The 24,775-nt window shown below is 65.2% G+C and carries 14 protein-coding genes and 2 pseudogenes; 10 read left to right on the top strand and 6 right to left on the bottom strand.

The annotated features are described in order from the left end of the window. Positions 1-34 precede the first annotated feature (34 nt). Positions 35-2,347, bottom strand: coding sequence for a peptidoglycan glycosyltransferase PbpC (gene pbpC / locus PMI20_RS06680; RefSeq protein ID WP_284173343.1), 2,313 nt, complete (start codon positions 2,345-2,347; stop codon positions 35-37). 217 nt (positions 2,348-2,564) lie between these two features. On the opposite strand from pbpC, the gene PMI20_RS06675 reads away from it, so the two are divergent. After that, positions 2,565-2,858, top strand: a complete 294-nt coding sequence (locus tag PMI20_RS06675; protein ID WP_007921634.1) for a hypothetical protein — start codon at positions 2,565-2,567, stop codon at positions 2,856-2,858. 80 nt (positions 2,859-2,938) lie between these two features. On the opposite strand, the gene PMI20_RS06670 is transcribed toward PMI20_RS06675, so the two are convergent. Continuing rightward, positions 2,939-7,843, bottom strand: a complete 4,905-nt coding sequence (locus tag PMI20_RS06670) for an alpha-2-macroglobulin family protein (protein WP_007921635.1) — start codon at positions 7,841-7,843, stop codon at positions 2,939-2,941. Positions 7,844-8,032: 189 nt separating this feature from the next. Between PMI20_RS06670 and PMI20_RS06665 the strand changes: the two genes are divergently transcribed. Then, positions 8,033-9,379, top strand: coding sequence for an MATE family efflux transporter (locus PMI20_RS06665; protein WP_007921636.1), 1,347 nt, complete (start codon positions 8,033-8,035; stop codon positions 9,377-9,379). Positions 9,380-9,440: 61 nt separating this feature from the next. Here the strand turns inward: PMI20_RS06665 and speA are convergent. From speA to PMI20_RS06645, 4 genes and pseudogenes are all read right to left on the bottom strand, one after another. Then, positions 9,441-11,353: pseudogene (gene speA, locus PMI20_RS06660) on the bottom strand (arginine decarboxylase). A gap of 223 nt (positions 11,354-11,576) precedes the next feature. Continuing rightward, complete coding sequence (locus tag PMI20_RS06655; protein WP_007921638.1) at positions 11,577-11,948, bottom strand: translation initiation factor Sui1; 372 nt, start codon at positions 11,946-11,948, stop codon at positions 11,577-11,579. Between the two features lie 296 nt (positions 11,949-12,244). Beyond that, a complete protein-coding gene (locus PMI20_RS06650) occupies positions 12,245-12,781 on the bottom strand; it encodes an NUDIX hydrolase (RefSeq protein ID WP_007921639.1) in 537 nt (178 codons plus the stop codon). A gap of 3 nt (positions 12,782-12,784) precedes the next feature. After that, the gene (locus PMI20_RS06645; RefSeq protein WP_007921640.1) at positions 12,785-13,852 is read right to left on the bottom strand and encodes a DUF2333 family protein; all 1,068 of its coding nucleotides are present in this window, start codon (positions 13,850-13,852) and stop codon (positions 12,785-12,787) included. A gap of 292 nt (positions 13,853-14,144) precedes the next feature. On the opposite strand from PMI20_RS06645, the gene PMI20_RS06640 reads away from it, so the two are divergent. The 8 genes and pseudogenes from PMI20_RS06640 to PMI20_RS06605 all read left to right on the top strand — a co-directional run bounded on the left by PMI20_RS06640 (position 14,145) and on the right by PMI20_RS06605 (position 24,690). Then, positions 14,145-15,809, top strand: a complete 1,665-nt coding sequence (locus PMI20_RS06640) for a response regulator (RefSeq protein WP_007921641.1) — start codon at positions 14,145-14,147, stop codon at positions 15,807-15,809. A 1,510-nt stretch (positions 15,810-17,319) separates the two neighbouring features. Beyond that, a pseudogene (locus PMI20_RS30900) lies at positions 17,320-17,826 on the top strand (methyl-accepting chemotaxis protein); the annotation flags it as partial. Positions 17,827-18,003: 177 nt separating this feature from the next. Continuing rightward, the gene (locus PMI20_RS06630) at positions 18,004-19,797 is read left to right on the top strand and encodes a protein-disulfide reductase DsbD (protein ID WP_007921643.1); all 1,794 of its coding nucleotides are present in this window, start codon (positions 18,004-18,006) and stop codon (positions 19,795-19,797) included. Positions 19,798-19,941: 144 nt separating this feature from the next. Then, a complete protein-coding gene (gene aroQ / locus PMI20_RS06625; RefSeq protein ID WP_007921644.1) occupies positions 19,942-20,397 on the top strand; it encodes a type II 3-dehydroquinate dehydratase in 456 nt (151 codons plus the stop codon). A 24-nt stretch (positions 20,398-20,421) separates the two neighbouring features. After that, positions 20,422-20,883: an acetyl-CoA carboxylase biotin carboxyl carrier protein gene (accB, locus tag PMI20_RS06620; protein ID WP_007921645.1), complete on the top strand. Its 462-nt coding sequence runs from the start codon at positions 20,422-20,424 to the stop codon at positions 20,881-20,883. Positions 20,884-20,900: 17 nt separating this feature from the next. Continuing rightward, the gene (accC, locus tag PMI20_RS06615) at positions 20,901-22,256 is read left to right on the top strand and encodes an acetyl-CoA carboxylase biotin carboxylase subunit (protein WP_007921646.1); all 1,356 of its coding nucleotides are present in this window, start codon (positions 20,901-20,903) and stop codon (positions 22,254-22,256) included. A 286-nt stretch (positions 22,257-22,542) separates the two neighbouring features. Further along, positions 22,543-23,421 (top strand): 50S ribosomal protein L11 methyltransferase, encoded by an 879-nt coding sequence (prmA, locus tag PMI20_RS06610; RefSeq protein WP_007921647.1) that lies wholly within the window; start codon positions 22,543-22,545, stop codon positions 23,419-23,421. 30 nt (positions 23,422-23,451) lie between these two features. Next, positions 23,452-24,690 carry a DUF3426 domain-containing protein gene (locus tag PMI20_RS06605; RefSeq protein WP_007921648.1) on the top strand — a complete coding sequence of 413 codons (1,239 nt, stop codon included), beginning with the start codon at positions 23,452-23,454 and terminating at the stop codon, positions 24,688-24,690. Positions 24,691-24,775 lie beyond the last annotated feature (85 nt).

The following is a 24,775-nucleotide window of genomic DNA, read 5'->3' as shown; positions in this document are numbered from 1 at the left end:
GATGGCGGATGAAGGCAAGGCCCGCACCGCCCCCTCAATCGATAACGCTGAACTCGACCCGCGCCGTCTGCCCGCCTTCGTCCAGCACGCTGAGTTGATATGGCCCCAACCGTTCGAAGCTGGCGTTGATGCTGTCCTGGTTGGCACTCTCGCCCAGCGGCTCGCCGTTGACGAACCACCAGCGCCGGCCGCTGCCGCCCAGGGCCGACAGCTTGAGCCGCAGCAGTTCCTGGCTGGCCGCCGGGCGGCGCAAGCGATCGCCCTCGCGCACGCCGACGATGGACAACGGCGCCGCTGCCGCCAGGGCCGGCCCCGGGCACCCCGAGTCGTTGGCCGGCAGGCGCGCTTCACGCCGTTCGATGCGCGGCAGCCAGGGCTCCAGCGGCGCCGGCCACAGCGCGATATCCCGCACCTCGGCCCCCGGGCACTTGGCGTCGACCCGCAGGCCCTTGGCATTGACCCAGACTTTTTCCAGCAGGCCGACGCCCAAGGGTTGATCCGCCGCCTGCAAGGTCGGCGGCGTGGTGCCGTCCAGGGTCCAGGCGAAACGCTGGCGGCGGCAGTTCGGATCGCTGCGGCTCATGGGCTGGCCCAGCGGCCAACAGATCGCCGCCACCCCGACATTCATCGGCACCGGCTGCACCGGCGCGCTGATGCCGCGCTGGCTGTCGCGGTTGATCAGCACATCGTGCACTTGCAGCATCAACGGCGCTGCCGAAGCCAGGCCGAACTGGCCCGGCACCGGGGTGCCGTCCGGGCGGCCGATCCAGATGCCGATCAGGTAGCGCGGCCCGACGCCAATCGCCCAGGCGTCGCGAAAGCCGTAACTGGTGCCGGTCTTCCAGGCCAGCACCGGACGCTGTACCAGCTCGGCTCGCGGGTCGCGGTCCGGGCGCGCCTGGCCGCTGAGAATGCGCCGCACGATCCACGCCGAACCGGGTGACAGCAGCGGCCGCTCGCGCAACACATCGTCCGGTTGCAGGCGCAGGCTCGCGCTCTTGCCACCACGGGCGAAGGCGCTGTAGCCGCTGACCAGATCCTCCAGGCGGCTGCCGGCGCCGCCGAGAATCAGCGCCAGGTTCGGTTCCGCCAGCGCCGGCAGGGTCAGCGGCATGCCGCCGATGCGCATCTCGGCGGCAAACCGTTTCGGCCCGTAGGCTTCCAGCAGTTGCACCGCTGGCAGGTTCAGCGAGGTGGCCAGGGCGATGCTGGCCGACACCGCGCCGCTGAAGCCCATGGAGAAGTTGCCCGGCCGGTAGTCGCCATACCGCCGTGGCACGTCCTGCAGCAGCGATTCGGAATGGATCAGCCCGGCATCCAGCGCCATGCCATAAAGGAAGGGCTTGAGGGTCGAACCCGGCGAACGCATGGCGCTGATCATGTCCACATGGCCGAAGCGCCGGGCGTCGTTGATATCCACCGAGCCCAGGTAGGCGCGCACGGCCATGGTCTGCGCCTCGACCACCAGGATCGCCGCCGAGGTGTGTTCCGGCAGGCGCGCGCGCCAGCCCAAAAGCAGGTCTTCCAGGCGCCGTTGCAGGTTGGCGTCCAGGGTGGTGCGGATCAGCGGCGGGCTGTCCGGGCGATTCAGCCGGCGCGCCAGCAGGGGCGCCAGGCTCGGCTCCAGCCGCGGCGCCAGCAACAGGGGTTCCTGCAAGGCTTCGGCCACCGCCGATTGCGGCCAGACCTGGAACTGCGCCAGGCGCTGCAGCACCTTGTCCCGGGCCACTTGTGCCCGCGCGGCATGCCGGTCCGGGCGCAGCCGGCTCGGCGCCTGGGGCAGTACCGCCAGCAGCGCCGCTTCGGCGTGGGTCAGGTGCTGCGGCGACTTGCCCAGGTAAGCCCAACTGGCCGCGGCCACCCCTTGCAAGGTGCCGCCGAACGGCGCGCGGTTGAGGTAGAGCGTGAGGATCTGCTGCTTGCTCAGGTGCCATTCCAGCTGCGCGGTGCGCCACAGCTGGCGCAGCTTGCCGTGCCAGGTTCGCGAGTGGGGATCGAGCAGGCGCGCCACCTGCATCGACAGGGTGCTGCCGCCGGACAACACCCGCCCGCCCGTGAGGTTCTGCCAGGCGGCACGCGCCAGCGCCATCGGGTTGACCCCGGGATGGCTGTAGAACCAGCGGTCTTCGTAGGTCAGCAGCGCGTCCAGGTAATAGGGCGAGACTTCGTCGGTGCGCACCGGATAGCGCCAGACGCCATTGGCATCGGCAAAGCGCCACAGTGGCGTGCCATCCTCGGCCAGCACCACCCGCGCCAGGTCATCCTTGGGCAGCGGCAGCGGCCAGATGCGGTCGGCCAGCCAAAGCCCGGCCCACAGCAGCAACAGGCCGCCCAGCACGGTCCGCAGGATGCGCCAGCCTCGGCGACCGCTTGGTTGCGGCGATGGCAAGCCGGGCGACTGTGCCTGGCCAAATATTCGCCACCAAAAACTGCGCAGGCGCGATGCAACTAATCGAAAAATCAAACCCGCGAACCTCTATGCTTGGAACGGAACTCGCCAGCGCGATTGATGGCCAAAGGCTCAGGTCTGGCAAGCACGCCAACTTTTTCATCAGGATGCACGCATGCAGGTAGAAAGCTTTTTTGAATGGCTCGGCCAGGCGCTGGGCTCGGTCATACGGTTTATCGTCGATGGCCTCAGCGGTCTGTTCAACGCCCTGACCAACGCCGGCGGCAACTTTATCGACGGCTTGTCGCGGGCGCTGGGCATGGACACCTCGATCATCAGCATCATCACCCTGATCGTCGGGCTGATGCTGCTGTACTCGGCGGTCCGCGCCTTCATGCGCGCCTCGATCGTCATGGGCATCATCTGGCTGCTGCTGGGGTTGTGGCTGCTGAGCTGGGTGGTGCACTGACCGATAGACGACCGCTGCGCGGTCGTATCGCGAGCAAGCTCGCTCCTACATAAGGAACGCGCTTGCCGCGATCGCCCTTCTCAACGCCCCTTGATCACCATCTCCGGCAGGGTTTCACCCACGGCCTGCCAGTTCGGCCGGTACATCGACTCCACTTGCGGCGGCGGCACACGGTAAGTGCCGGGCGTGACTGCGCGTGCCAGGTACAGCAGGTGCGTGACGCTGTCGTAGCCGTCCAGGTTCAGCGCCGCCACATAGCGGTCATCGCGGAATTCCTGGTGCTTGAGGCTGGCGTTCTGCATCGACTCGCGCCATTCCTTGACCTGGCTGCTGGCGTTTTCCAGGCTGGCGGCGCTCTGCGCCAGGTTCTGGTTTTCCAGTTCCAGGCCGGCCGGCAGCAGGTCCACCACCAGGGCATCCGGCACCCGTTGCTTGGCGCTGACCGCCAGGTGCACCAGCACCAGGTCGCCGCTGCCCAGGGCCCGCAGGTTCAGTGGCTGGCCGTTCATCCCCAGGTATTCGCGCCGAATGCTCAGGTTCTCGCCACCGGCCAGCGGCGCATGCTGCGGATAACCGGAAATGGTCAGTTGCTGGTACACCGGCTCGCTGCCCTGATTGCTGATCGACAACGGCGACGCCAGCAACGCGCCTTCCAGCTTCAGGCCGGGCTGGCTGTTGTTCAGCTCGCGGCTTTCGGCGCCACTGCTCAGTTGCGCGGTCCAGTTGGCTTCCGGCTTGCCCAGCAGGCCACGACCGGCTAGGAACAGCGAGTTGCGCTCCTGGGTCGACAGGTACGGGCTGGCCGCCAGTTGGTCGGACAGCTCGAACAGCCGCTCCTCGCGCTTGCCCTTGGCCAGGTCGTGCTCTTCCAGCAGCGCCAGGATCAGCGCCTGATCCCGTAGCGGGCTGCCGTAGTCGGCCAGCCAGTCCTTGCTGTTGCGCGAAGCCGCCAGGCCCGCGGTCAAGGCCTGCTCGGCCCGTGGCTGGTCGCCCATTTTCTGCAAGGCGATGGCCAGCTGTACCAATGGCAGGCCGGAGCGCGCATCGGTACGCCGTTCGAACAGGCTGCGCAGCGCGCCCAGCGGCGCCTGCTGACTGCGCGCCAGCACCAACCCGGCGTAGGCCTGCACGGCAAAGCGCGTGTGCTCGGCATTTTCGCTGTAGTTGACCTCGATCAGGTTGCGCTCCTGCAGGTAACGCAGCAGGCGTTCGTTGGCCTTCTTCAGCGCCTCGGCCGGCACCGCGAAGCCCTGGTCGCGTGCCCGCAGCAGGAAGTCGGTGACGTAGGCGGTCAGCCAGTATTCCTCCTCGCCGTCCGCGCCCCACAGGCCGAAGCTGCCGTTGTAGCGCTGCATGCCCAGCAGGCGTTCGATGCCCAGCTCGATCTTGCGCTTGCGCTCGGCATCCGGCTCGCCTTCCAGGCCCAGGCGTTTCAGGCTGACGGCATCGGCGTACAGCGCCGGGTACAGGCCGCTGGTGGTCTGTTCCAGGCAGCCGTAGGGGTAGGCCTTGAGTGCGCGGATCTGCTCGCCGAGGTTCAGCGGCGGCCGGCTCGACAGGCTCAACAGTGCCTCACGCCCGGCCGGCTCGAATGCCGCCAGCTCGCCTTCCGGCAGGCTCCATGGCTGATCCTTGAGTACCGCGCGGTAATGCCTGAGCAACGCCGGGTAAGCCGGTCGTACCCCCAGGGTCCATTCGCGGCTGAACGGTGGCAGGCTCTCGCCCGGAAGGTCCAGGCCATTGACCAGCACCTTGACCTTGCCCTGGCCGAAGCCGCCCAGCGCCCGCACCGGAATCCGCAACGTGGTGCGCTGGCCCTGGGTCAGTTGCACGCTCTGACGGGTTTCGTTGACCAGCGCCAGCTGGCCTTCGGCGCTCAGTTGCACATCGAGTTTCTGCGCCTTGCCCGACAGGTTGGACAGGTCCAGCGCCAGGGTGGTCTGGTCGCCGCCGGCGAGGAAACGCGGCGCCGACAGTTCGGCGATCAGCGGCGCGGCGATCACCGTCTTGCCTTCGGCCATGCCGTAGCGCTCGTCGGTCCAGGCCTGGGCCATCAGGCGCAGTTCGCCGTTGAAGTCGGGGATGTCGACGCTGACTTCGCCTTCACCCTGCTCGTTCAGTGTCACCGGCGCGCTTTGCAAGGCGACGATGGTGACGCTGGTGTCCGGACGCTTGCCGCCCTTGGCCAGCGCCGCGTCGCCACCGAAGGCCAGGCTGGCCAGGCGGCCCTGGCCGGCTTCGATCAACTGGCCGTAGATATCCAGCTGGTCGGCGCCATAGGCCTTGCGCCCGAACAGGCTGGAGTACGGGTCCGGGGTCGGGTATTCGGTGATGTTGAGGATGCCCACGTCCACCGCCGCCAGCAGCACATGGGCCTGTTTCGGCACGCTGCCATCGGCGTTCCTGGCCTGGATCTTCACCTTGAGCGGCTGTTTGGGGCGCATTTTTTCCGGCGCCGTCAGGGTCAGGCCGAGCTTGCGCTGGGTACGATCCAGGGGCAGGTGCAACACGCCCACCGCGCGTTTCGGGGTGATGTTGGCCTTGCGCTCGCCGGGGCGGATCACCAGTGCACTGACGTACAGGTCGTGGCGCGCCCATTTCGGATCGAGCTTGATCGCATAGCTCTTGCCTTCGGCCGGTACGTCGATTTCCTGCCACCACAACGGACCGTCGCTGGACTCCACCAGCAGGTAGCCCTTGCCGGCGGCCGGCGGGGTCACCGTGACATTGGCGGTGTCGTCGTCGCCATACAGCGGTTTGTCCAGCGCCAGCTTGACCTGGTCGGGGCGCACCGCGCCGCCTTCGGCGTTGTCCTGGGAACGGTAGCCGGCCCAGAAACGCAGGCTGCTGACCAGCCCGGTCTGCGGGTCTTCGACCTCGACGCGATAAGGGCCCCACTCCACCGGGAAGCTGACCTTCGCGGTATCGCCAGCCTTGATGCTCAGGACCTGTTCGTCCTGGGTGAGGAATTTCTCGTTGAAGTGATAACTCCAGCCGTCGCTTTCCGAGTAGTTCCAGTAGTAGTCGCGGCGCTCGCGCACCAGGCGCACCTTGAGGTTGTCCGCCGCCAGCTTCTGGCCTTCATTGTTGGCCACCAGCAGTTCGAACTCGGCCGGGCCGTCGCCGTCGGTTTCCGCACCGTCGAACAGCGCGCGCAGCCCCGGCAACCTGTCCGCCGGCCATACCGGCAGCACCACCCGCCGGGTGATCGGGCGACCGCCCGACTCCTGCAGGCTGCCCTGGACGATCAGTTGCAGCGGCGAACGGGCCTCGGCCCATTTGCTTTCCAGGGTGATCAGTTCTTCGCCGTTTTCATCCAGCGTCGACTCCTCTATCTCCAGGTCCTGGCTCAGCTCTTCTTCGGTGACCGAGCCGAACTGGTAGCCCGGCAAGGCCTTGACCGCCTCGCGCAGCGGCCGCACATAGATCTGGCCGCTCAAGCGATTGCCGGCGGCCGGGGCGCCATACAGGTAACGGCCGTTGACACTGATCTCGACGGTCTCGTCCGGTTTGAGCGGTGTGTCGCTGCCCTTGAGTTCCAGCGCCAGGCGCTCGGGCAGAAAGTCTTCCACGAGGAATTCGTACAGTTGCGGCTTGCCGTCGCCGAGGTCGAACACCAGTTGCCAGCGCCCGGTCGGCGCTTCGCCGGCCAGTTGCAACTGGTACTGATAGAGCCCCGAGGCATCGGCGTCCCAGACGAACTTGCGGCTGACCTGCTCATCCGGCCGGCGCACTTCGACACTCACCGGCTGCGGCTTGACCGCATTGCCGTCCTTGTCCCGCAGCAGCGCGTTGAGCAGCACGGTTTCGCCCGGGCGATACAGGTCGCGGGGGCCGAACACGAAGAACTGCAACGGATGGGGCTGGGGGCCGCCGATATTGAATTCGGCCAGGTCCAGGGCGGCGCCGTTCAAGCGCAGCAGGCTGGTCTGCTCGCCCTGGTGGGCCAGCAGCACTTCAGCTTTCTTCGGCAGCGGCAACTCGGCATGGCCGCCCTTCTCGGTCTTGCCCTGGCCAAGCACGCGGCCATCGCCATCCAAGAGCTCCAGGCTGACGCCGTCCAGCGCCTTGCCGCCTTCCAGGGCCTGGGTGAAGACATCCAGGCGGTTCTGGTAACGGTGCACCGACAGGCCGATGTCGCTGAGGGTGAACAGGGTTGCCGGTTGCGAATAGTTGTAGGTGCCCGAGGCACGCATCACCGCCAGGTACACGCCCGGCTGTTGCAGCGGCTTGAGCCCGGCGATCGGCAGCAGCAGGGTTTCCCGGGTATTGCGCGCCGGATTGAGGTCGAAGCGGCCGCCATACACCAGGTCGGCCATCGGCAGCAGTTCCCGGGACTCGTAACTGTGCAGGCTGTTATTGCGCCCCCATTGGGCGAGGAACATCGGCAGCGATTCGGGCTTGATACGGAAGAACTCGACGTCGACCTTGTCGACGTTCAGCGCAATCACCGGCAGGCCTTCGGCGAGGCGGGTCGGCAACAGGGTGCCGCGGCTGGCGAACCCGACCGTGGCCTGCAGGTCGCGGGTTTCCAGGCGGCTGACGTATTCGGCGGCCAGGGTCGCGTCGTTCACCCCGCGCAGCCCGGCGTCGACGGTCAGCACCAGTTTGCGCTGCGGCTCGAGGTGGCGCAGGCGCAGCTCCATGAAGTTGTCCGACAGCTCCCAGGCGCCGTCGACCTTGCCGCTCTTGCTGTCCACCAGATGCAGCTTGTCGGCGAACTTCTGCTGCGGGTCCAGGGGCACCGAGAAACTCACCGACAGGGTGCTGGCCCCGTCGAGTTGCACCTCGGACACGTCCACCACGTTCAACTCGCGACCGGCGTAGCGTTGCTTGAGGACAGCGACATCCTGCACGGGCCGGGCCTTGGCCGCGGGCACTGCCGCTGTCGGAGCCGAAGGGGTCGCCGCCTTGTCGGAGGTCGAGGAATCGCAAGCGCTCAGCAAGGCCAGCGCACAGGCCAGGAACAATCCTTTGTTAAACATGGGGCACTCATTGGCAGGAGTATCGAAGGGTTGAACTATATCTCACCGCCGTCCGGCTGGCTGTGGCGCAGCGCACATTGATCGACAGAGGGCCTATCACCCGCAGCGTCTTTGTAGGATTCGGGCCGTGATCGGGATGGCATGGCCGGGCGGGCAAGCGGCTACAATGCCCGCTCTCAAGGAGCCTGCATGTCCAGCCTGATTTCTGCCTGGCGCCACCGTCCGACCCATGCTCGGGTGTGGGCGCTGGCCGCGCCGATGATTCTTTCCAATATTTCCGTGCCGCTGGTGGCGCTGGTCGACAGCACCGTCATCGGCCATTTGCCCCATGCCCACCAGCTCGGCGCGGTGGCGGTCGGCGCCAGCCTCTATACCTTCCTGGCCTGGGCCATGGGCTTTCTGCGCATGGGCGCCACCGGCTTTGCCGCCCAGGCCGCCGGGCGCGCCGACGGTGCGGCGCTGCGGCAGATCCTGGTGCAAGGCCTGCTGCTGGCCATGGGTCTGGCCCTGCTGCTGGGCGCCATAGGCGTGCCGCTGAGCGGCGCGGCCTTGCAGCTGATGCAGCCTTCGGCCGAGCTGGACGAAATGACCCGCACCTTCTTCCATACCCGCTTGCTCGGGCTGCCGGCGGCGCTGGCCAGCATGGCCCTGGTCGGCTGGTTCCTCGGCACCCAGAACGCCCGGGCGCCGCTGGCGATCCTGCTGAGCACCAACCTGATCAACATCGCCCTCAACCTGTGGTTCGTGCTGGGCCTGGACTGGGGCGTGGCCGGCTCGGCCAGGGCCTCGGTGATCGCCGAATGGACCGGTGCGCTGATCGGCCTGGCCATGACCCGCCCAGCCCTGCGCGCCTATCCAGGGCGGATTGCCTGGGCGGCGTTGCAGCGCTGGGCCAGTTGGCGGCCGTTGCTGGCGGTCAACCGCGACATCTTCATCCGCAGCCTGGCGCTGCAATCGGTGTTCTTCCTGATCACCGTGCAAGGCGCGCGCCTGGGGGACGCGACCGTGGCCGCCAACGCGCTGCTGCTCAACGGCCTGCTGCTGACCGCCCACGCCCTGGACGGCCTGGCCCATGCGGTGGAAGCCCTGTGCGGCCACGCCATCGGCGCCCGCGATCGCCTGGCGCTGCGCCGCTCGCTGGTGGTGGCCGGCGGCTGGTCGCTGCTGGCCAGCATCGGTTTTGCCGTGCTGTTCCTGTGCGCCGGGCACCTGTTCATCGAGATGCAGACCGACATCGCCGAAGTGCGGCAGACCGCCTTCACCTACCTGCCCTACCTCGCCGCCCTGCCGTTGATCGCGGTCTGGAGCTACCTGCTGGACGGCCTGTTCATCGGCGCCACCCGCGCCCGGGAAATGCGCAACGGCATGCTGCTCAGCGTGCTCATCACCCTGCCCTGCGCCTGGGCCTTGCAGGGCCTGGGCAACCACGGCCTGTGGCTGACCTTCCTGCTGTTCATGCTGGTGCGCAGCCTGACCCTGCTGGCCTTCGCCCTCGGGCTGCGCCGGCACGACGGCTGGTTCAGCCCGGCCCGCTGAGCTTTGCGGCGCGCATAAAAAAACCACCGCAAGCGGTGGTTTTTCTTGAGCCGTCGAAACCTCAGGAAGACAGGTACGACGAGCGGGTCAGGCCCAGACGCAGGGCGTCGAGGAACTGGGTACGCTCGCTGGCGCTGATCTTCGCGCTAGCCACCTTGTCGCGGTAATGAGTCATCAACTCCTCCGGCGACAAGTGCACGTAACGCAACATGTCTTCGATGGTGTCATGGGTCTCGATCCCGGCGTGGTACACGGTGCCGTTCGGGTTCTGGTAGATGTTCACCGAGTCGGTATCGCCGAACAGGTTGTGCATGTCGCCGAGGATCTCCTGGTAGGCACCGACCAGGAACACGCCCAGCAGATAGTCCTCACCCTCGTTCAGGCCATGCACCGGCAGGCTGGTCTCGATGCTCTGCTCGTCGACGTACTGGTTGATCTTGCCGTCGGAGTCACAGGTCAGGTCTTGCAGCACGGCGCGGCGCAGCGGCTCTTCGTCCAGGCGATGCAGGGGATGATCGGCAGGACCTGGTCGATGGCCCAGGTGTCCGGCAGGCTCTGGAACACCGAGAAGTTGCAGATGTACTTGTCGGCCAGCTTGTCGTTGAGTTCGTCCAGTACCTGGCGGTGCGAGCGCTGGCGCGCCTTCAGCGAGTTGTGCAGGCGCCGGCACACGGCGAAGTAGCACTGCTCGGCCAGGGCTTTCTCGGCCAGGGTCAGCTTGCCGTCGGCGTACTGGGCGGCCACGTCGCTCATGTAGTGGGTGGCGCGCCAGTAGGTTTCGGTGACCATCTCGATATCGGTCGGGCCCAGCAGATCCACCAGCCATTGCACGGTTTCCGGCAGGCTTTCCTTGTTCTCGATCAGCGGCACGTCGTCGTTGTGTTTCTCGACGTCGGTCACCTGCACCACCAGCATGGCGTGGTGCGCGGTCAGCGAACGGCCGCTTTCGGAGAAGATGTGCGGATGCGGCAGGCTCTGCGCGTCGCAGAACTCCTTGAGCATGCCGACCACGACACCGGCGTAGTCGTCCATGTCGTAGTTGATCGAACTGGCGTTGCGCGAGTGGGTACCGTCGTAGTCCACGCCCAGGCCGCCGCCGACGTCGATGTGATCCACCGGCAGGCCGAGGTTGCGCAGCTCGCCGTAGTAACGGATGGCTTCCTTGAAACCGTGCTGGTAGTCCGCCAGGTTGGCGATCTGCGAGCCCATGTGGAAGTGCAGCAGGCGGATGCCCTGGTCCAGGCCGGCGCCACGGAAACGCTCGACCACCGACAGCAGCTGCGCCGCCGACAAGCCGAACTTGGATTTCTCGCCACCGGTGTCGGCCCACTTGCTCGACGCCAGGGACGACAGGCGCACGCGCAGGCCAACCTGCGGCTTGACCTTGAGCGAGGCGGCCTCTTCGATCACCAGGCCCACTTCGGATTCTTTCTCGATCACGATGAACACGTTGTGGCCCAGCTTCTGGCCCATCAGCGCCAGGCGGATGAACTCACGGTCCTTGTAACCGTTGCAGACGATGGTGCCGCCTTTCGGCGCCAGCGCCAGCACCGCCAGCAGCTCGGGCTTGGAGCCGGCTTCCAGGCCGATGGAGACGTTCTGGGTGGCGATGATGTTCTCGATCACCGCTTCCTGCTGGTTGACCTTGATCGGGTACAGCGCGGTGTACTTGCTCTGGTATTCCAGGCGTTCGATGTTGGCGTCGAAGGCACCGGTCAGCTGGCGCACGCGGTCCTGCAGGATATCCGGGAAGCGCACCAGCAGCGGCAGGGACAAGCCGCTCTTGCGCAGCTCCTCGACTTGTTCGAACAGGTCGATGGGCGAGCTGTTCGGGCCGTTCGGACGAACTTCGACGCGACCGGCGTCATTGATCGCGAAATACCCGGCCCCCCAATGGCGAATCCCATAAACACTGCGGCTGTCCGCAACTGTCCATTGGCTGCCATCGTCTTTGCGTGTGCGTCGTACGGACATCGAAGTCCCCTATAAAGAAGTCATAGAGCGCCACCCCGGTCCGGGGCTGGCGCAGTCTAAAGAATGAAAATGACGATTAGCCTGCAACGAGGACATAGACCTCGGTTACAGCGCTGAGTTTAGAAACCGGTCATGAACAGGCTCTGTGAAAACCATGAAGACGACGGCAAGCCTGAATCGGATCAGGGCTGCATCAAGTCGGGGGTGGTTTTCACAGAGGCTGCTAGCCGCCGGACTTCTTCGCCTTGAAACCGTGCTTGATCAGCTCTGCCAAGAGTAGCTCGACATGATCGCCCTGGATCTCGATGACGCCGTCTTTCAGCGCGCCACCGGTGCCACAACGTTTCTTCAACGTGGTCGCCAGTTCCTTGAGCGCGTCTTCGGCCAACGGCACGCCGGTGATGGTGGTCACCGTCTTGCCGCCACGGCCCTTGCTTTCGCGACGCACGCGAGCGATGCCGTCGCCGGCAGGGATAACGGTTTGTTTGCAGATGCAGGCTGCCACCGGCTGGCTACAGTCCGGGCAATGTCGACCTGCGTCGGTGGAAAATACCAGGCCACCAAGGGCGGCGAAGGATGCGGCTTTTTTGGCCACCGGCAATCCTCTTGGGAGGACAAAGACTGGTCGAAGCACATGGCCTGTGCCATCGACCGCGAAGCCCCACTCAGGCAGGGGCAGCGCTACTGGGCCGGTACACCTTGTAGGAGCGAGCTTGCTCGCGATGGACGTCAGCGATAACGCGTGCTTTCAGATAGCACCCATCATCCTTGCGTTCTTCGCGAGCAAGCTCGCTCCTACAAAAGCAAGCCGGCTCAGCTTGAAAAAGGTCGCGCAGTGTAACGGCAAAAAGCCGACTTGCTAAGAGCCTAACCGCGCCAATTTATACAACTTTAACGACGCCGCGCCAGATAGCGCTGCAAGGCTGCCAGGGAGTCCGGGCAATAGGGCTTTTCGGTGATTTCCCGCATCACTTCGTCGATCGCAATGAAGCGCGCTTCCAGCACCTCTTCCGGCTGCAAGCGCAGGGGCCCGTCCCAGACCGCCGAAAAGGCCGAACACCAGAGACGATTGTCGGTGTCTTCGAAAAAGAAATGGTCATGGGCGGTCAATTCCACCCCGCTCACGCCCAATTCTTCCTCCAGCTCCCGGGCCGCCGACTCGGCGTAGCTTTCGACGGCCAGCACCATGCCGCCCGCGGCCACGTCCCAATAACCGGGATAAATGGCCTTGCTCAGGGTGCGCCGATGCACGCACAGCTCACCGGCGGAATTGAACAGCAGGATATAGGTGCCGCGCCCGATCAGGCCGCGCTCGCGCAACTCCGAGCGGGCCAGCGTGCCCAGCAATTGGTCTTCGCCATCGACCCAGGCGACTTGTTCGGCATCGGAGGCCGCGCGATGCGCGGCCTCATTGGAGGTAACCACCATGAATCAACCCTGATTGAGCAATTGACGCAAGTCGATGACAGCCGCGTTGGCGCGGGAAATATAGTTGGCCATGACCAGCGAGTGGTTGGCCAGCACGCCGAAGCCGCTGCCGTTGAGAATCATCGGGCTCCAGACCGGCTCCTGGGACGCTTCCAGTTCACGGATGATCTGGCGCACGCTGACGGTGGCGTTCTTCTTGGCCAGCACGTCAGCGAAGTCGACCTCGATGGCACGCAGCAGGTGCGACAGGGCCCAGGCCTGGCCGCGTGCTTCATAGAACACGTTGTCGATCTGCATCCAAGGGGTTTCCACCACCTCCTCGTCGACCTGCGGCGACTGGCCCGGCGCCGGGGTTTCGGTTTTCAGCGCAGTGTTGAGCTTGACCCGGCCGACGCTGGCCGACAGGCGCTGGGACAACGAACCCAGGCGGGTCCCGACATCACCCAGCCAGTTGTTCAGGTTGTCGGCACGGGCGTAGAACAGCGCGCTCTTCTGGTTCGGATCGGACAGGCGTGCCTGGTAGCGGCTCAGGGAGTTGATGCCTTCCTGGTACTCGGACTCGCTGGACGGCAGCACCCAGCTCTTGTTGTCGAAGTTGAAGCGTGGCTCGGCCTTGGCCAGGTCGGCGTCCTCGGCGGACTGCGACTGGGAACGGGCGAAGTCCTTGCGCAGGGCCCGGGTCAGGTCACGGACCTGCACCAGCACGCCGTATTCCCAGCTCGGCATGTTGTCCATCCACAGGCCCGGCGGGAAACGGTCGTTGGAGATATAGCCACCCGGCTTGTTCAGCAGGGTGCCGGCCACGGTCTTGAGGGTTTCCACCGTGGTGTAGCCCACGACCATCTGCTTGCCTTCCTTCTCGGCGGCAATTTGCGCGCCTTGCTGGACGGGGAACAGCGACGGTTCCTGGCTCCAGTACCAGCCCAGGGCACCGGCCACCAGCAGGTACAAGGCCACCAGGGTGCCCAGGGCGCGGCTGAACAGCAGGCCACCAAAGTAGCTGCGTGTCGCCGACGTGGGTTCGGCAGCACGATCCGGCGCGCTGCCCGCGCGGTTCTTCCAGTCCAGCATGGCTATATCCTTTCAATCACTTGGGTTCATCGGTTCGACCACAACCCTACTCCATCGTGCCTCGAACCGAACGGATTAAAAATCATCCGCCGCGCAAGGCGCCACATGCCGGGTGTACATCGAGCGGCCACTATAAATGAAGCACAGTTCAGAACCTATGCGACCAGTCGGTCGGGAACTGAATAAGGTCGCTTTGCAGATTGTTGACGTACGACACTCGTACAATCCATAAGAGGTGCTAGCATAGAGCCACCAGTCGATCTCAGCATGCACCCTAACTAGTAGTCAGGATATGACCGAGCCAGAAGACCCCAGCCGTGAGCGCCTCAAGCACCACTTTGCCCAGCGGGTCATTCACCAGGCTCGTCAGATCCTCGAGATATGGCAGCGCCTGCAGCGCAGCGAATGGTCGACCGCCGACATGTCCGAACTCAGCGAGGCCAACCTGCGCCTGCTGCGTTTCGCCGAACGTTTCGAACAACCCGAACATACCCAGCTGGCACGCAGCATCAGCGACTCGCTGGAAGCGGTGGACGCCAACCGCGGACGCCTGAGCAGCGGCCTGATCACCGACCTCAACCGCCTGATGCAACGCCTGTCGCGCACCGGCCTGCGCCATGGCGACCAGTTGGAGCAGACCTTCCTGCCGCCCCTGCGCAAGCCGATCTACGTGATGCTGCAAGACCACGATCGCGGCGAGCGCCTGGCCAAGCAGCTGGAATTCTTCGGCCTCAGCGCCCAGTCCCTGGACAGCATCGCCGCGTTTCGCTCCTCGATGGTCGAGCGCTTGCCGGCGGCGATCGTCATTGACGTCGACTTCTGCGGCAACGGCATGGGCCTGCAACTGGCCGCCGAAGCCCAGGAAGGCCTGGAGCAGAAGCTGCCCCTGCTGTTCTTCAGCCTCCACGAAACCGACACCCCGACCCGCCTGGCCGCCGTGCGCGCCGGCGGCCAGGAGTTCCTCACCGGCACCCTGGAAGCCTCGAGCCTGCTGGAGAAGATCGAGATCCTCACCTGCGTCGCCCAGTACGAACCTTATAAAGTGCTGATCATCGACGACTCCCGCGCCCAGGCCCTGCACACCGAGCGCCTGCTCAACAGCGCCGGGATCATCACCCGGACCCTGATCGAACCGATCCAGGCCATGGCCGAACTGGCCGACTTCCAGCCGGACCTGATCATCCTCGACATGTACATGCCGGCCTGTACCGGCACCGAGCTGGCCAAGGTAATCCGCCATAACGACCGTTATGTCAGCGTGCCGATCATCTACCTGTCGGCCGAAGACGACCTGGACAAGCAGCTGGACGCCATGAGCGAAGGCGGCGACGACTTCCTGACCAAGCCGATCAAGCCGCGCCACCTGATCACCACCGTGCGCAACCGCGCCGCCCGCGCGCGCAACCTCAAGGCGCGCATGGTCCGCGACAGCCTCACCGGGCTGTACAACCACACCCATATCCTGCAACTGCTCGAAGACTGCAGCTTCCGCGCGCGCCGCGAAAACAAGCCGCTGAGCTTCGCCATGCTGGATATCGACCACTTCAAGCGGGTCAACGACAGCCACGGCCACCCCATGGGCGACCGGGTGATCAAGAGCCTGGCGCTGTTTCTCAAGCAACGCCTGCGCAAGACCGACTTCATCGGCCGCTACGGTGGCGAAGAATTCGCCATCGTCATGCCCGACACCGACCTGGAAGCGGCCTGCAAGGTGCTGGATGAAATCCGCCAGCGCTTTGCCGAAATCCATTACCCGGCCCAGCCCCAGGACCTGTGGTGCACCTTCAGCGCCGGAGTGGTCGAACTGCGGGAAGACTCCGACAGCCTGATGATGGCCAGCCAGGCCGACGAAGCGCTCTACCGCGCCAAGGACAGCGGGCGCAACCGGGTCCAGGCAGCGCGCCATCAAAGCGCCACTTTTTCACCAGAATCCACTGATTCGGTCATAACCTTGTAATACAAACGCAATAAGTTCAGGCGCTTACCATTCAAGTCGTTGGTAGGACGCGATGCGCCTGAAGCTGCTGACCAATCTCAATACCCTGCTATTAGTTGCCGTTTGCCTGGCCCTGGGCGCAACGCTCTGGTGGTCGCAACGCGCCCTCGAGCGCCCCTACCTATTGATGGAGCGCTACCTGGGGCTGTCCCAGCAGTTCCAGAACCAGGTGGCGCGCAACATCGAGGACTACCTGGCCAGCGGCGACGCCCTGCGCCTGAGCAGCGCCAGCCAGGCCATCGAAACCCAGCAGGCCCAGCTCGACGAACTGCCCGCGGAACTGGCGCAAAGCCTGCGCCCGAGCCTGTCGGGCCTGGCCGAGTTCAGCAAGACCGACCTGCTGGCCGCCGGCAAACTGGCCGGCGATCCGCAAGCGCTGCTGCTGCAGGCCGAGCGCGAGCTGGGGGCCAGCCTCGAACAACTGAGCCAGTACGCGACCGGGGCGGCCAGCAATCCGAGCGCCGCGACCTACCTGCCGTTGCTGCTGACCGCCTCCCAGCACCTGGGCAAGCTGTCCCTGGCCCGCGACAAACTGGTGAGCAGCGGCCGCAGCGAACTGGCCGCCGATGTCGAGCGCGAAGTGAGCAACATGCGCGCCCAGGCCGAGCAGCTGGAAACCCTGCCGTTGCTCGGTGTCGCGGCCAGCAATGCGTCGAACACCGATGATTTCGCGGCCATGATGGGCCTGGAGAACACTGAGAAGGCCGCCGTCGAAGACGCCGGCATCGGCCTCAAGCGCGAACTCAACAGCCTGCTCGGCCGCTACCCCGCCGAGCTGAACCGCACCCGCGAACAGATCCAGAAACGCGCCGACCTCAGCGCCGCCACCCACCTGAAAATCACCGCCGTGCAGCAGGCCATCGCCGAACTGGAACCGGTCGTGCGCGCCCAGCACGGGCAGATTCAGGGCGAAGTGCGGCTGATGCAGGGCCTGATGATCGGCCTGATCCTGCTGATCGCCCTGCTGATCGACACCTTGCAGCGTCGGCTGGCACGGGTCCTGACCAATCTGGCGCCGGCCCTGTCGACCTGGGCCGAAGGCGACTTCAGCCGCGACATCCAGCTGGGCCGGACCAACCGCGAACTGCACGACATCGAAGAATCCCTGAACCGCCTTCGCGCCTACCTGGTGGACCTGGTGGGCACCATCCGGCAGAACGCCGAACAGGTCGCCGGCAGCAGCCGCGCCCTGGCGGAACTGAGCAGTGGCCTGCACGGCGGGGCCGAGCGCCAGGCCGGCGACACCGCGCAGATCCGCGACGCCCTGGGCGAGCTGGAAGCGACCATCCAGCAAGTCGCCGGCGATGCCAGCCAGGCCGCCGATGCCAGCCGCAGTGCCGGAATGGCGGTGGAACAGGGGCAGAAAGTGATCGGCCTGAGCCTGACCGGGTTGCATGCCCTGGTCGGCGAAGTGCAAGGCAACGCGCAGATGATCGAACAGCTGGCCGAGGAGTCGGCAACCATCGGCGGCGTGCTCACGGTGATCCGTTCCATTGCCGACCAGACCAACCTGCTGGCCCTGAACGCCGCCATCGAAGCCGCGCGAGCCGGGGAAATGGGCCGCGGTTTTGCCGTGGTCGCCGAAGAGGTGCGCTCCCTGGCCCAACGCACGGCGGGTGCCACCGCCGAGATCCAGACCCTGATCGCCGGCCTGCAGGCCGCTGCCCGGCAATCGGTGGAAGGCATGCGCGCCCAGGTCGAACATGCCGAAGCCACGGCCAGCCAGGCCCAGGCCGCCGACGGTGCACTGGATGAAATCGTCGGGGCGATCCAGACCATTTCCGATACCGCCATCCGCATCGCCGATGTCACAGCCCAGCAAAGCGGCGCCGTCAGCGAAATCCGCGACCACAGCGAGCGCATCCATCAATTGGGCGGGGATAACCTGCAACGCATCGGCGAAGGCCGCGAACAAGGCGAGAACCTGCTGGCCCTGGGCGGCCAGCTGCACACGGCGGTGCAGGCGTTCCGCGTCTAGCCCTGTAGCCGCTGCCGAGCCTGCGAGGCTGCGATCGAGGACGCAGTCCTCGCAAAACCGGCCTATGCAGGTTGCCTGAAAGAACGCGGTCGCAGGCTCGGCAGCGGCTACGGGGCGCATACGCATACCCCACCGCTCTCCGCTATCATGCGCACACCTTCGATTCGCGAGATTGCCATGCGTCGCCTGCTTTGCCTGATGCTGTTTGTGCTTGCCCTGCCGGCGACCGCCGCCGGGTTGCTGGACAGCCGCCCCAGCTCAACCCTGGGCTCGATCAATAACAGCGCCGACTTCCTGCCGGTGCGCGAAGCGTTCCAACTGAGCCTGCTGCAAAGCACGCCGCAGTCGATCAAGCTGCGTTTCGTCGCCACCGAGGGTTACTACCTCTATCGCCACCGCTTCCAGTTCCGCGCCGAGCCCGCCGATATCACCCTGGGTGCCGCCCAACTGCCCAAGGGCGAACAGAAACACGATGAGTTTTTCGGCGACGTCGAGGTCTACCACGGCATTGTCGATGTCGAACTGCCGCGCAGCGCCACGGACCAACGAGGCTTCACCCTGGCCGTGACCTACCAGGGCTGCGCCGACAAGGGCCTGTGTTATCCACCGGAAACCGAGCGTTTGCAGATCGATGCCGCGGCCTCTTCGGCAAATGCCTCAAGTGCCGGCGGCCCCGCTACCGATAATGGGAAAACCGCCTGGAGCTGGCGCGAACTGGCGCTGTTCTTCCTGGCCGGCATCGGCCTGACCTTCACCCCCTGCGTCCTGCCGATGCTGCCGATCCTGTCCGGTGTGGTCCTCAAGGGCCAGGTCGGCGGCTGGCGCGGCTTCAATCTGTCGCTCGCCTACGTGTTGCCGATGGCCGCCTGTTTCGCCCTGCTCGGCGCCTTGATGGGGCTGTTCGGCGCCCAGCTCAATTTGCAAGCACGCCTGCAATCGGCCTGGGTGCTGGTGCCCTTTGCGTTGTTCTTCGTCGTGTTCGCCCTGGCGATGTTCGATGTCTTCGAACTCAAGCTTCCGCGCTTTATCAGCCAGCGCCTGGAACGCATCGCCGGGCGCACCGAAGGTGGCTCGCTGTGGGGCGCGGCGATTCTCGGGGTGGTGTCCAGCCTGCTGGTATCGCCCTGCGTTTCGGCGCCGCTGGCAGGCGCCCTGCTGTATATCAGCGCCAGCGGCGACGCCCTGGGCGGTGCCCTGAAACTGTTCGCCCTGGGCCTGGGCATGGGCGCGCCGCTGTTGCTGGTGGCCACCGGCGGCGCGGCCTGGCTGCCGAAAAGCGGACCATGGCTGGTCTACGTGAAAAACGCCATTGGCGTGCTGTTGCTCGGCCTGGCGATCGGCCTGCTGAGCCGGGTCTTGCCGGGCCAGATCAGCCTGTTGCTGATTGGCGCGCTGGCGGCCGGCGCCGGCCTGTTTCTCGGTGCCCTGGAGTTTGTCTACAAGGCACCGCGCGCGCGCCTGGCGCAGCTGTGCGGGCTGTTCCTGCTGTTTTATGCCCTGGCCTGCTGGTACGGCGCGTTCAGCGGCCAGACCGATCCGTTCAGCCCACTCGCCCGCCCACCGGTCGCGGCCACCAGCAACAGCGCCGGGCAAACCAGCGCCGGCCAGTGGCAGACCGTCACCACCCCCGGTGAGCTGGAGCAGGCCCTGGCCGATGCCCGGAATGCCGGTACCCCGCTGCTCCTCGACTGGTACGCCGACTGGTGCATCAGTTGCAAAGTCATCGAACGCGAGGTGCTCAACGACCGCCAGGTCGTCGAACGCCTGCGGGACTACCGCCTGGTGCGCTTCGATATCACCGCCAGCAACCGCGAACAGCGCGCCCTGCTGGACCGCTACCAACTGTTCGGCCCGCCGGCGCTGATGTTCTTCGGCAAAGATGGCGTCGAACGTGCCGATGTGCGTGTGGTCGGCGAAATCAGCGCCGCAGACTTCGCTGAACGCATTGCTGCAGCAAATGACCGGATTTAGTCAGTTGGTCACATATTTTAGGTAAACATCGGTCATCGTGCTGCCTATTGCAGAGAACTGGACAGTCACAAAGGCTTTGCGGCATAGTCGCCGGGTTCTGATAACCGCACATTCCAATCACTGCGCAATAACAAGGAACGGCAGATGGCGACCCTACTGGTTCTTCACGGACCCAACCTGAACCTGCTCGGCACCCGTGAACCGGGGGTCTACGGTGCAGTCACCCTGGCTGAGATCAATCAGGACCTGGAACGCCGGGCCCGCGAGGCCGGCCACCATTTGCTCTACCTGCAAAGCAACGCCGAGTACGAATTGATCGACCGTATCCACGCCGCCCGCGATGAAGGCGTGGACTTCATTCTGATCAATCCAGCAGCTTTTACGCATACAAGCGTCGCATTACGTGACGCGCTGCTGGCGGTGAGCATCCCATTCATCGAAGTGCATTTGTCTAACGTGCACAAACGCGAACCTTTCCGCCATCACTCCTACTTCTCCGACGTTGCGGTGGGAGTGATCTGCGGCCTTGGCGCCAGCGGTTACCGACTGGCCCTGGAGGCCGCACTAGAGCAGCTTGAACAACAAGCTAAACGCCCCTGACCGACCCTTGGGAGTTGATGATTCATGGATATCCGTAAAGTTAAGAAACTGATCGAACTGCTGGAAGAGTCCGGCATCGACGAGCTCGAGATCAAGGAAGGCGAAGAGTCCGTACGCATCAGCCGCCACAGCAAGACTCCAGCCCAGCAGTACTACGCACCGGCACCGATGGCTGCTCCAGTTGCCGCGCCTGCCGCTGCCGCTCCGGCCGCCGCTGCCGCACCAGCAGCTCCAGCTGCCCCAGCGCTGAACGGCACCGTTGCCCGTTCGCCGATGGTCGGCACCTTCTACCGCAAATCCTCGCCAACCTCGCCAGCCTTCGTTGAAGTCGGCCAGAGCGTGAAGAAAGGCGACACCCTGTGCATCGTCGAAGCCATGAAGATGATGAACCACATCGAAGCTGAAACCAGCGGTGTGATCGAATCCATCCTCGTCGAAGACGGCCAGCCGGTTGAGTACGACCAACCGCTGTTCACCATCGTTTGAACCGCGGAGAGCCAACGATGTCTGCGAAGTTGGAAAAAGTTCTGATCGCCAACCGCGGTGAAATCGCCCTGCGGATTCTGCGTGCCTGCAAAGAGATGGGTATCAAGACCGTCGCCGTTTACTCCAAGGCCGACAAGGAACTGATGCACCTGGGTCTGGCGGACGAATCCGTCTGCATCGGCCCGGCCTCCGCCGCGCACTCCTACCTGCACATTCCGGCGATCATCGCGGCCGCCGAAGTGACCGGCGCCACCGCCATTCACCCAGGCTACGGCTTCCTCGCGGAAAACGCCGACTTCGCCGAGCAGGTCGAGAACTCCGGCTTCGCCTTCATCGGCCCGAAAGCCGAGACCATTCGCCTGATGGGCGACAAGGTATCGGCCAAGCACGCCATGATCGCTGCCGGCGTACCTACGGTTCCCGGTTCCGACGGCCCGCTGCCGGAAGACGAAGAAACCGCGTTGCGCATCGGCCGTGAAGTCGGCTACCCGGTGATCATCAAGGCCGCTGGCGGCGGCGGTGGTCGCGGCATGCGCGTGGTGCATAAAGAAGAAGACCTGATCTCCTCGGCCAAGCTGACCCGCTCCGAAGCGGGCGCGGCGTTCGGCAACCCGATGGTCTACCTGGAGAAGTTCCTGACCAACCCACGTCACGTGGAAGTCCAGGTGCTGTCCGACGGCCAGGGCAACGCGATCCACCTGGGCGACCGCGACTGCTCCCTGCAGCGTCGTCACCAGAAGGTGCTTGAAGAAGCGCCGGCTCCGGGCATCGACGAAACCGCGCGCCAGGAAGTCTTCGCCCGCTGCGTCAAGGCGTGCATCGACATCGGCTACCGCGGCGCCGGCACCTTCGAGTTCCTGTACGAGAACGGCCGTTTCTACTTCATCGAGATGAACACTCGCGTGCAGGTAGAGCACCCGGTATCGGAAATGGTCACTGGCGTCGACATCGTCAAGGAGATGCTGAGCATCGCCGCTGGCAACAAGCTGTCGATCTCCCAGAAGGACGTGGTCATTCGTGGCCATGCCCTGGAATGCCGGATCAACGCCGAAGACCCGAAAACCTTCATGCCAAGCCCAGGCACGGTCAAGCATTTCCATGCTCCGGGCGGCAATGGCGTGCGCGTCGACTCGCACCTGTACAGCGGTTACGCGGTTCCACCGAACTACGACTCGTTGATCGGCAAGCTGATCACTTACGGGGCAACCCGTGAAGAAGCCATGGCGCGCATGCGCAATGCGCTGGACGAAATCGTGGTCGACGGGATCAAGACCAACATCCCGCTGCACCGCGACCTGACCCGTGACGAAGGCTTCTGCAAAGGGGGCGTGAACATTCACTACCTGGAGCACAAGCTGGCCGGTCAACACTGATCGACACCGCACCAGAACGACAAGGCCGCTTTCGAGCGGCCTTGTCGTTTCTGCCCCCTTGTAGGAGCGAGCCTGCTCGCGATAGGGCCATCAGCGACAGCGCGCATTTTCCTGGTGTTATGCGGCGCCCTTGCAGGCATCGCGAGCAAGCTCGCTTCTACAGAGAGGCGGTGCGGGCAAGTGGAAATGGCGCCTGGCGTGTCGTCTTCTGCGCCTCGCTCGCGTAAACTTGCGCGCTTCTCGCAGCCCGCTAGGCTGCACATTACATATTTCAAAGGTGCCCGCCATGCCTTGGCTGCAAGTCCGTCTCGCCATCAGCCCAGAACAAGCCGAAACCTACGAAGACGCTTTTCTCGAAGTCGGCGCCGTTTCGGTGACCTTCATGGACGCCGAGGATCAGCCGATCTTCGAACCGGAACTCAACACCACCCCGCTGTGGAACCACACTCACCTGCTGGCCCTGTTCGAAGACGGCACCGAGGCCGCCAGCGTGCTGGCCCACCTTGAGCTGCTGACCGGCAGCCCGCTGCCCGAACATCACAGCGAAGTGATCGAAGACCAGGACTGGGAACGCAGCTGGATGGACAACTTTCAGCCGATGCGTTTCGGCCAGCGCCTGTGGATCGTCCCGAGCTGGCACGCCGCTCCCGAGCCGGACGCGGTCAACCTGTTGCTCGATCCGGGCCTGGCCTTCGGCACCGGCACGCACCCGACCACCGCCCTGTGCCTGGAATGGCTCGACGGTCAGGACCTGAAAGGCTGCAACGTGCTGGACTTCGGTTGCGGTTCCGGGATCCTGGCGATCGCCGCCCTGCTGCTGGGCGCCAAACAGGCGGTGGGCACGGACATCGACGTGCAGGCCCTGGAAGCCTCCCGCGACAACGCCGGGCGCAACAACATCGCCGAAGCGCTGTTCCCGCTCTATCTGCCGCAAGACCTGCCGCAGGTCCAAGCGGACGTGCTAGTCGCCAACATTCTCGCCGGCCCGCTGGTCGCCCTGGCGCCGCAACTGTCCAGCCTGGTCAAGAGCGGTGGACGCCTGGCGTTGTCGGGCATCCTCGCCGAACAGGGTGAGGAAGTCGCTGCCGCCTACGCCCGGGACTTCGACCTGGATCCGATCGCCAACCTCGATGGCTGGGTACGCATCACCGGCCGTCGGCGCTAGAATGGCCGCCTGTATAAACCGGATCGCCGCATGACCGACAGTTTCGTCACCCAGTGTCCGCATTGCCAAACCAGCTTCCGCGTCAGCCACGCCCAGTTGAGCGTGGCCCGTGGCGTGGTGCGCTGCGGCTCGTGCCTGCAGGTGTTCAACGCCGCACGGCAGTTGCTTGAGCAACGCGCTGGCAAGGACGCTGTCGTCACACCTCCCGCACCGACGGCCCCTGCTGAACCGCCGACCCCGCCGCCACCGCGCGCCATCAGCCAGAAGCAGTGGAGTGCCACCGAGCTCGACCTGGACAGCCTCGACCTGGACGAGGAACTGGCCAAGCTCGAACAACGGGAAATCCAGCCGACCAAGGCCTTCGGCCAGGAACGCGCCTCCAGGGAAGACGCCCTCAGCGCCCGCCGCGACCAGCCGGATGCCGAAGAGGAACACTGGCCCGACAGCCTGTTCAGCCAGCCACCAGGCACCAACGGCGACCTGGACGAAAAACCTGAGCAGCCGCCCGTCGACGCCGGCCGCTCCGGGCGTACCGAACCGTCGCTGTCCTTCAACCTGGACGATCTGGAAGACGAACCCAAGGCGCCCTCCCTGCTCCTGGACGACGACCTGGAGCCCACGCCAGCGCACGGTTCCCTGAAGGCCGACGAGCCCGATGAGATCGAGCCGCCAGCCAGCCCGGCGCCACGCAACAAGCGTCGGCGCGCCGAGCCCGAGGCGCCGGACGCCGTGCTGCTGGACCTGGAAGACGACCCGATCCAGCTGGACTGGCAAAAACGCCGCTCGCCCTGGGGCCGCCGCCTGCTCTGGAGCCTGTTGATCCTGCTGGCCGCCGCCGGCCTGGCGGGCCAGTACATCGCCTATCACTTCGACGAACTGGCGCGCCAGGACCAGTACCGCCCCTGGTTCCAGCAGTTTTGCCCGAAACTGGGCTGCACGGTGCCCTCGAAGGTCGATATCGGCCGCATCAAAAGCAGCAACCTGGTGGTGCGCAGCCACCCGGACTTCAGCGGCGCCCTGGTGGTGGATGCGATCATCTACAACCGCGCGCCGTTCTCCCAGCCCTTCCCGCTGCTGGAACTGCGTTTCGCCGACCTCAACGGCCATCTGATCGCCAGTCGTCGCTTCAAACCCGGCGAATACGTCAAGGGTGAGCTCGAAGGGGTGTCGGAGATGCCGCCGCAGACACCGATCCATATCGCGCTGGACATCCTCGATCCGGGCCCCAAGGCCGTCAACTACAGCCTAAGCTTTCACTCGCCCGAGTAAGGCGCGCCATCCGAGCAAAGGCCGCCCGGGATTGACGGCGGTTTTCTGACTGCTGCCCAGCGGACCAAACCGTTGGCAATAACAG

The organism is Pseudomonas sp. GM17, from assembly GCF_000282175.2.
GTDB lineage: Bacteria > Pseudomonadota > Gammaproteobacteria > Pseudomonadales > Pseudomonadaceae > Aquipseudomonas > Aquipseudomonas chlororaphis.
The sequence above is the reverse complement of the archived record's forward strand: the minus strand, read 5'-3'. Positions and strand labels throughout refer to the sequence as shown.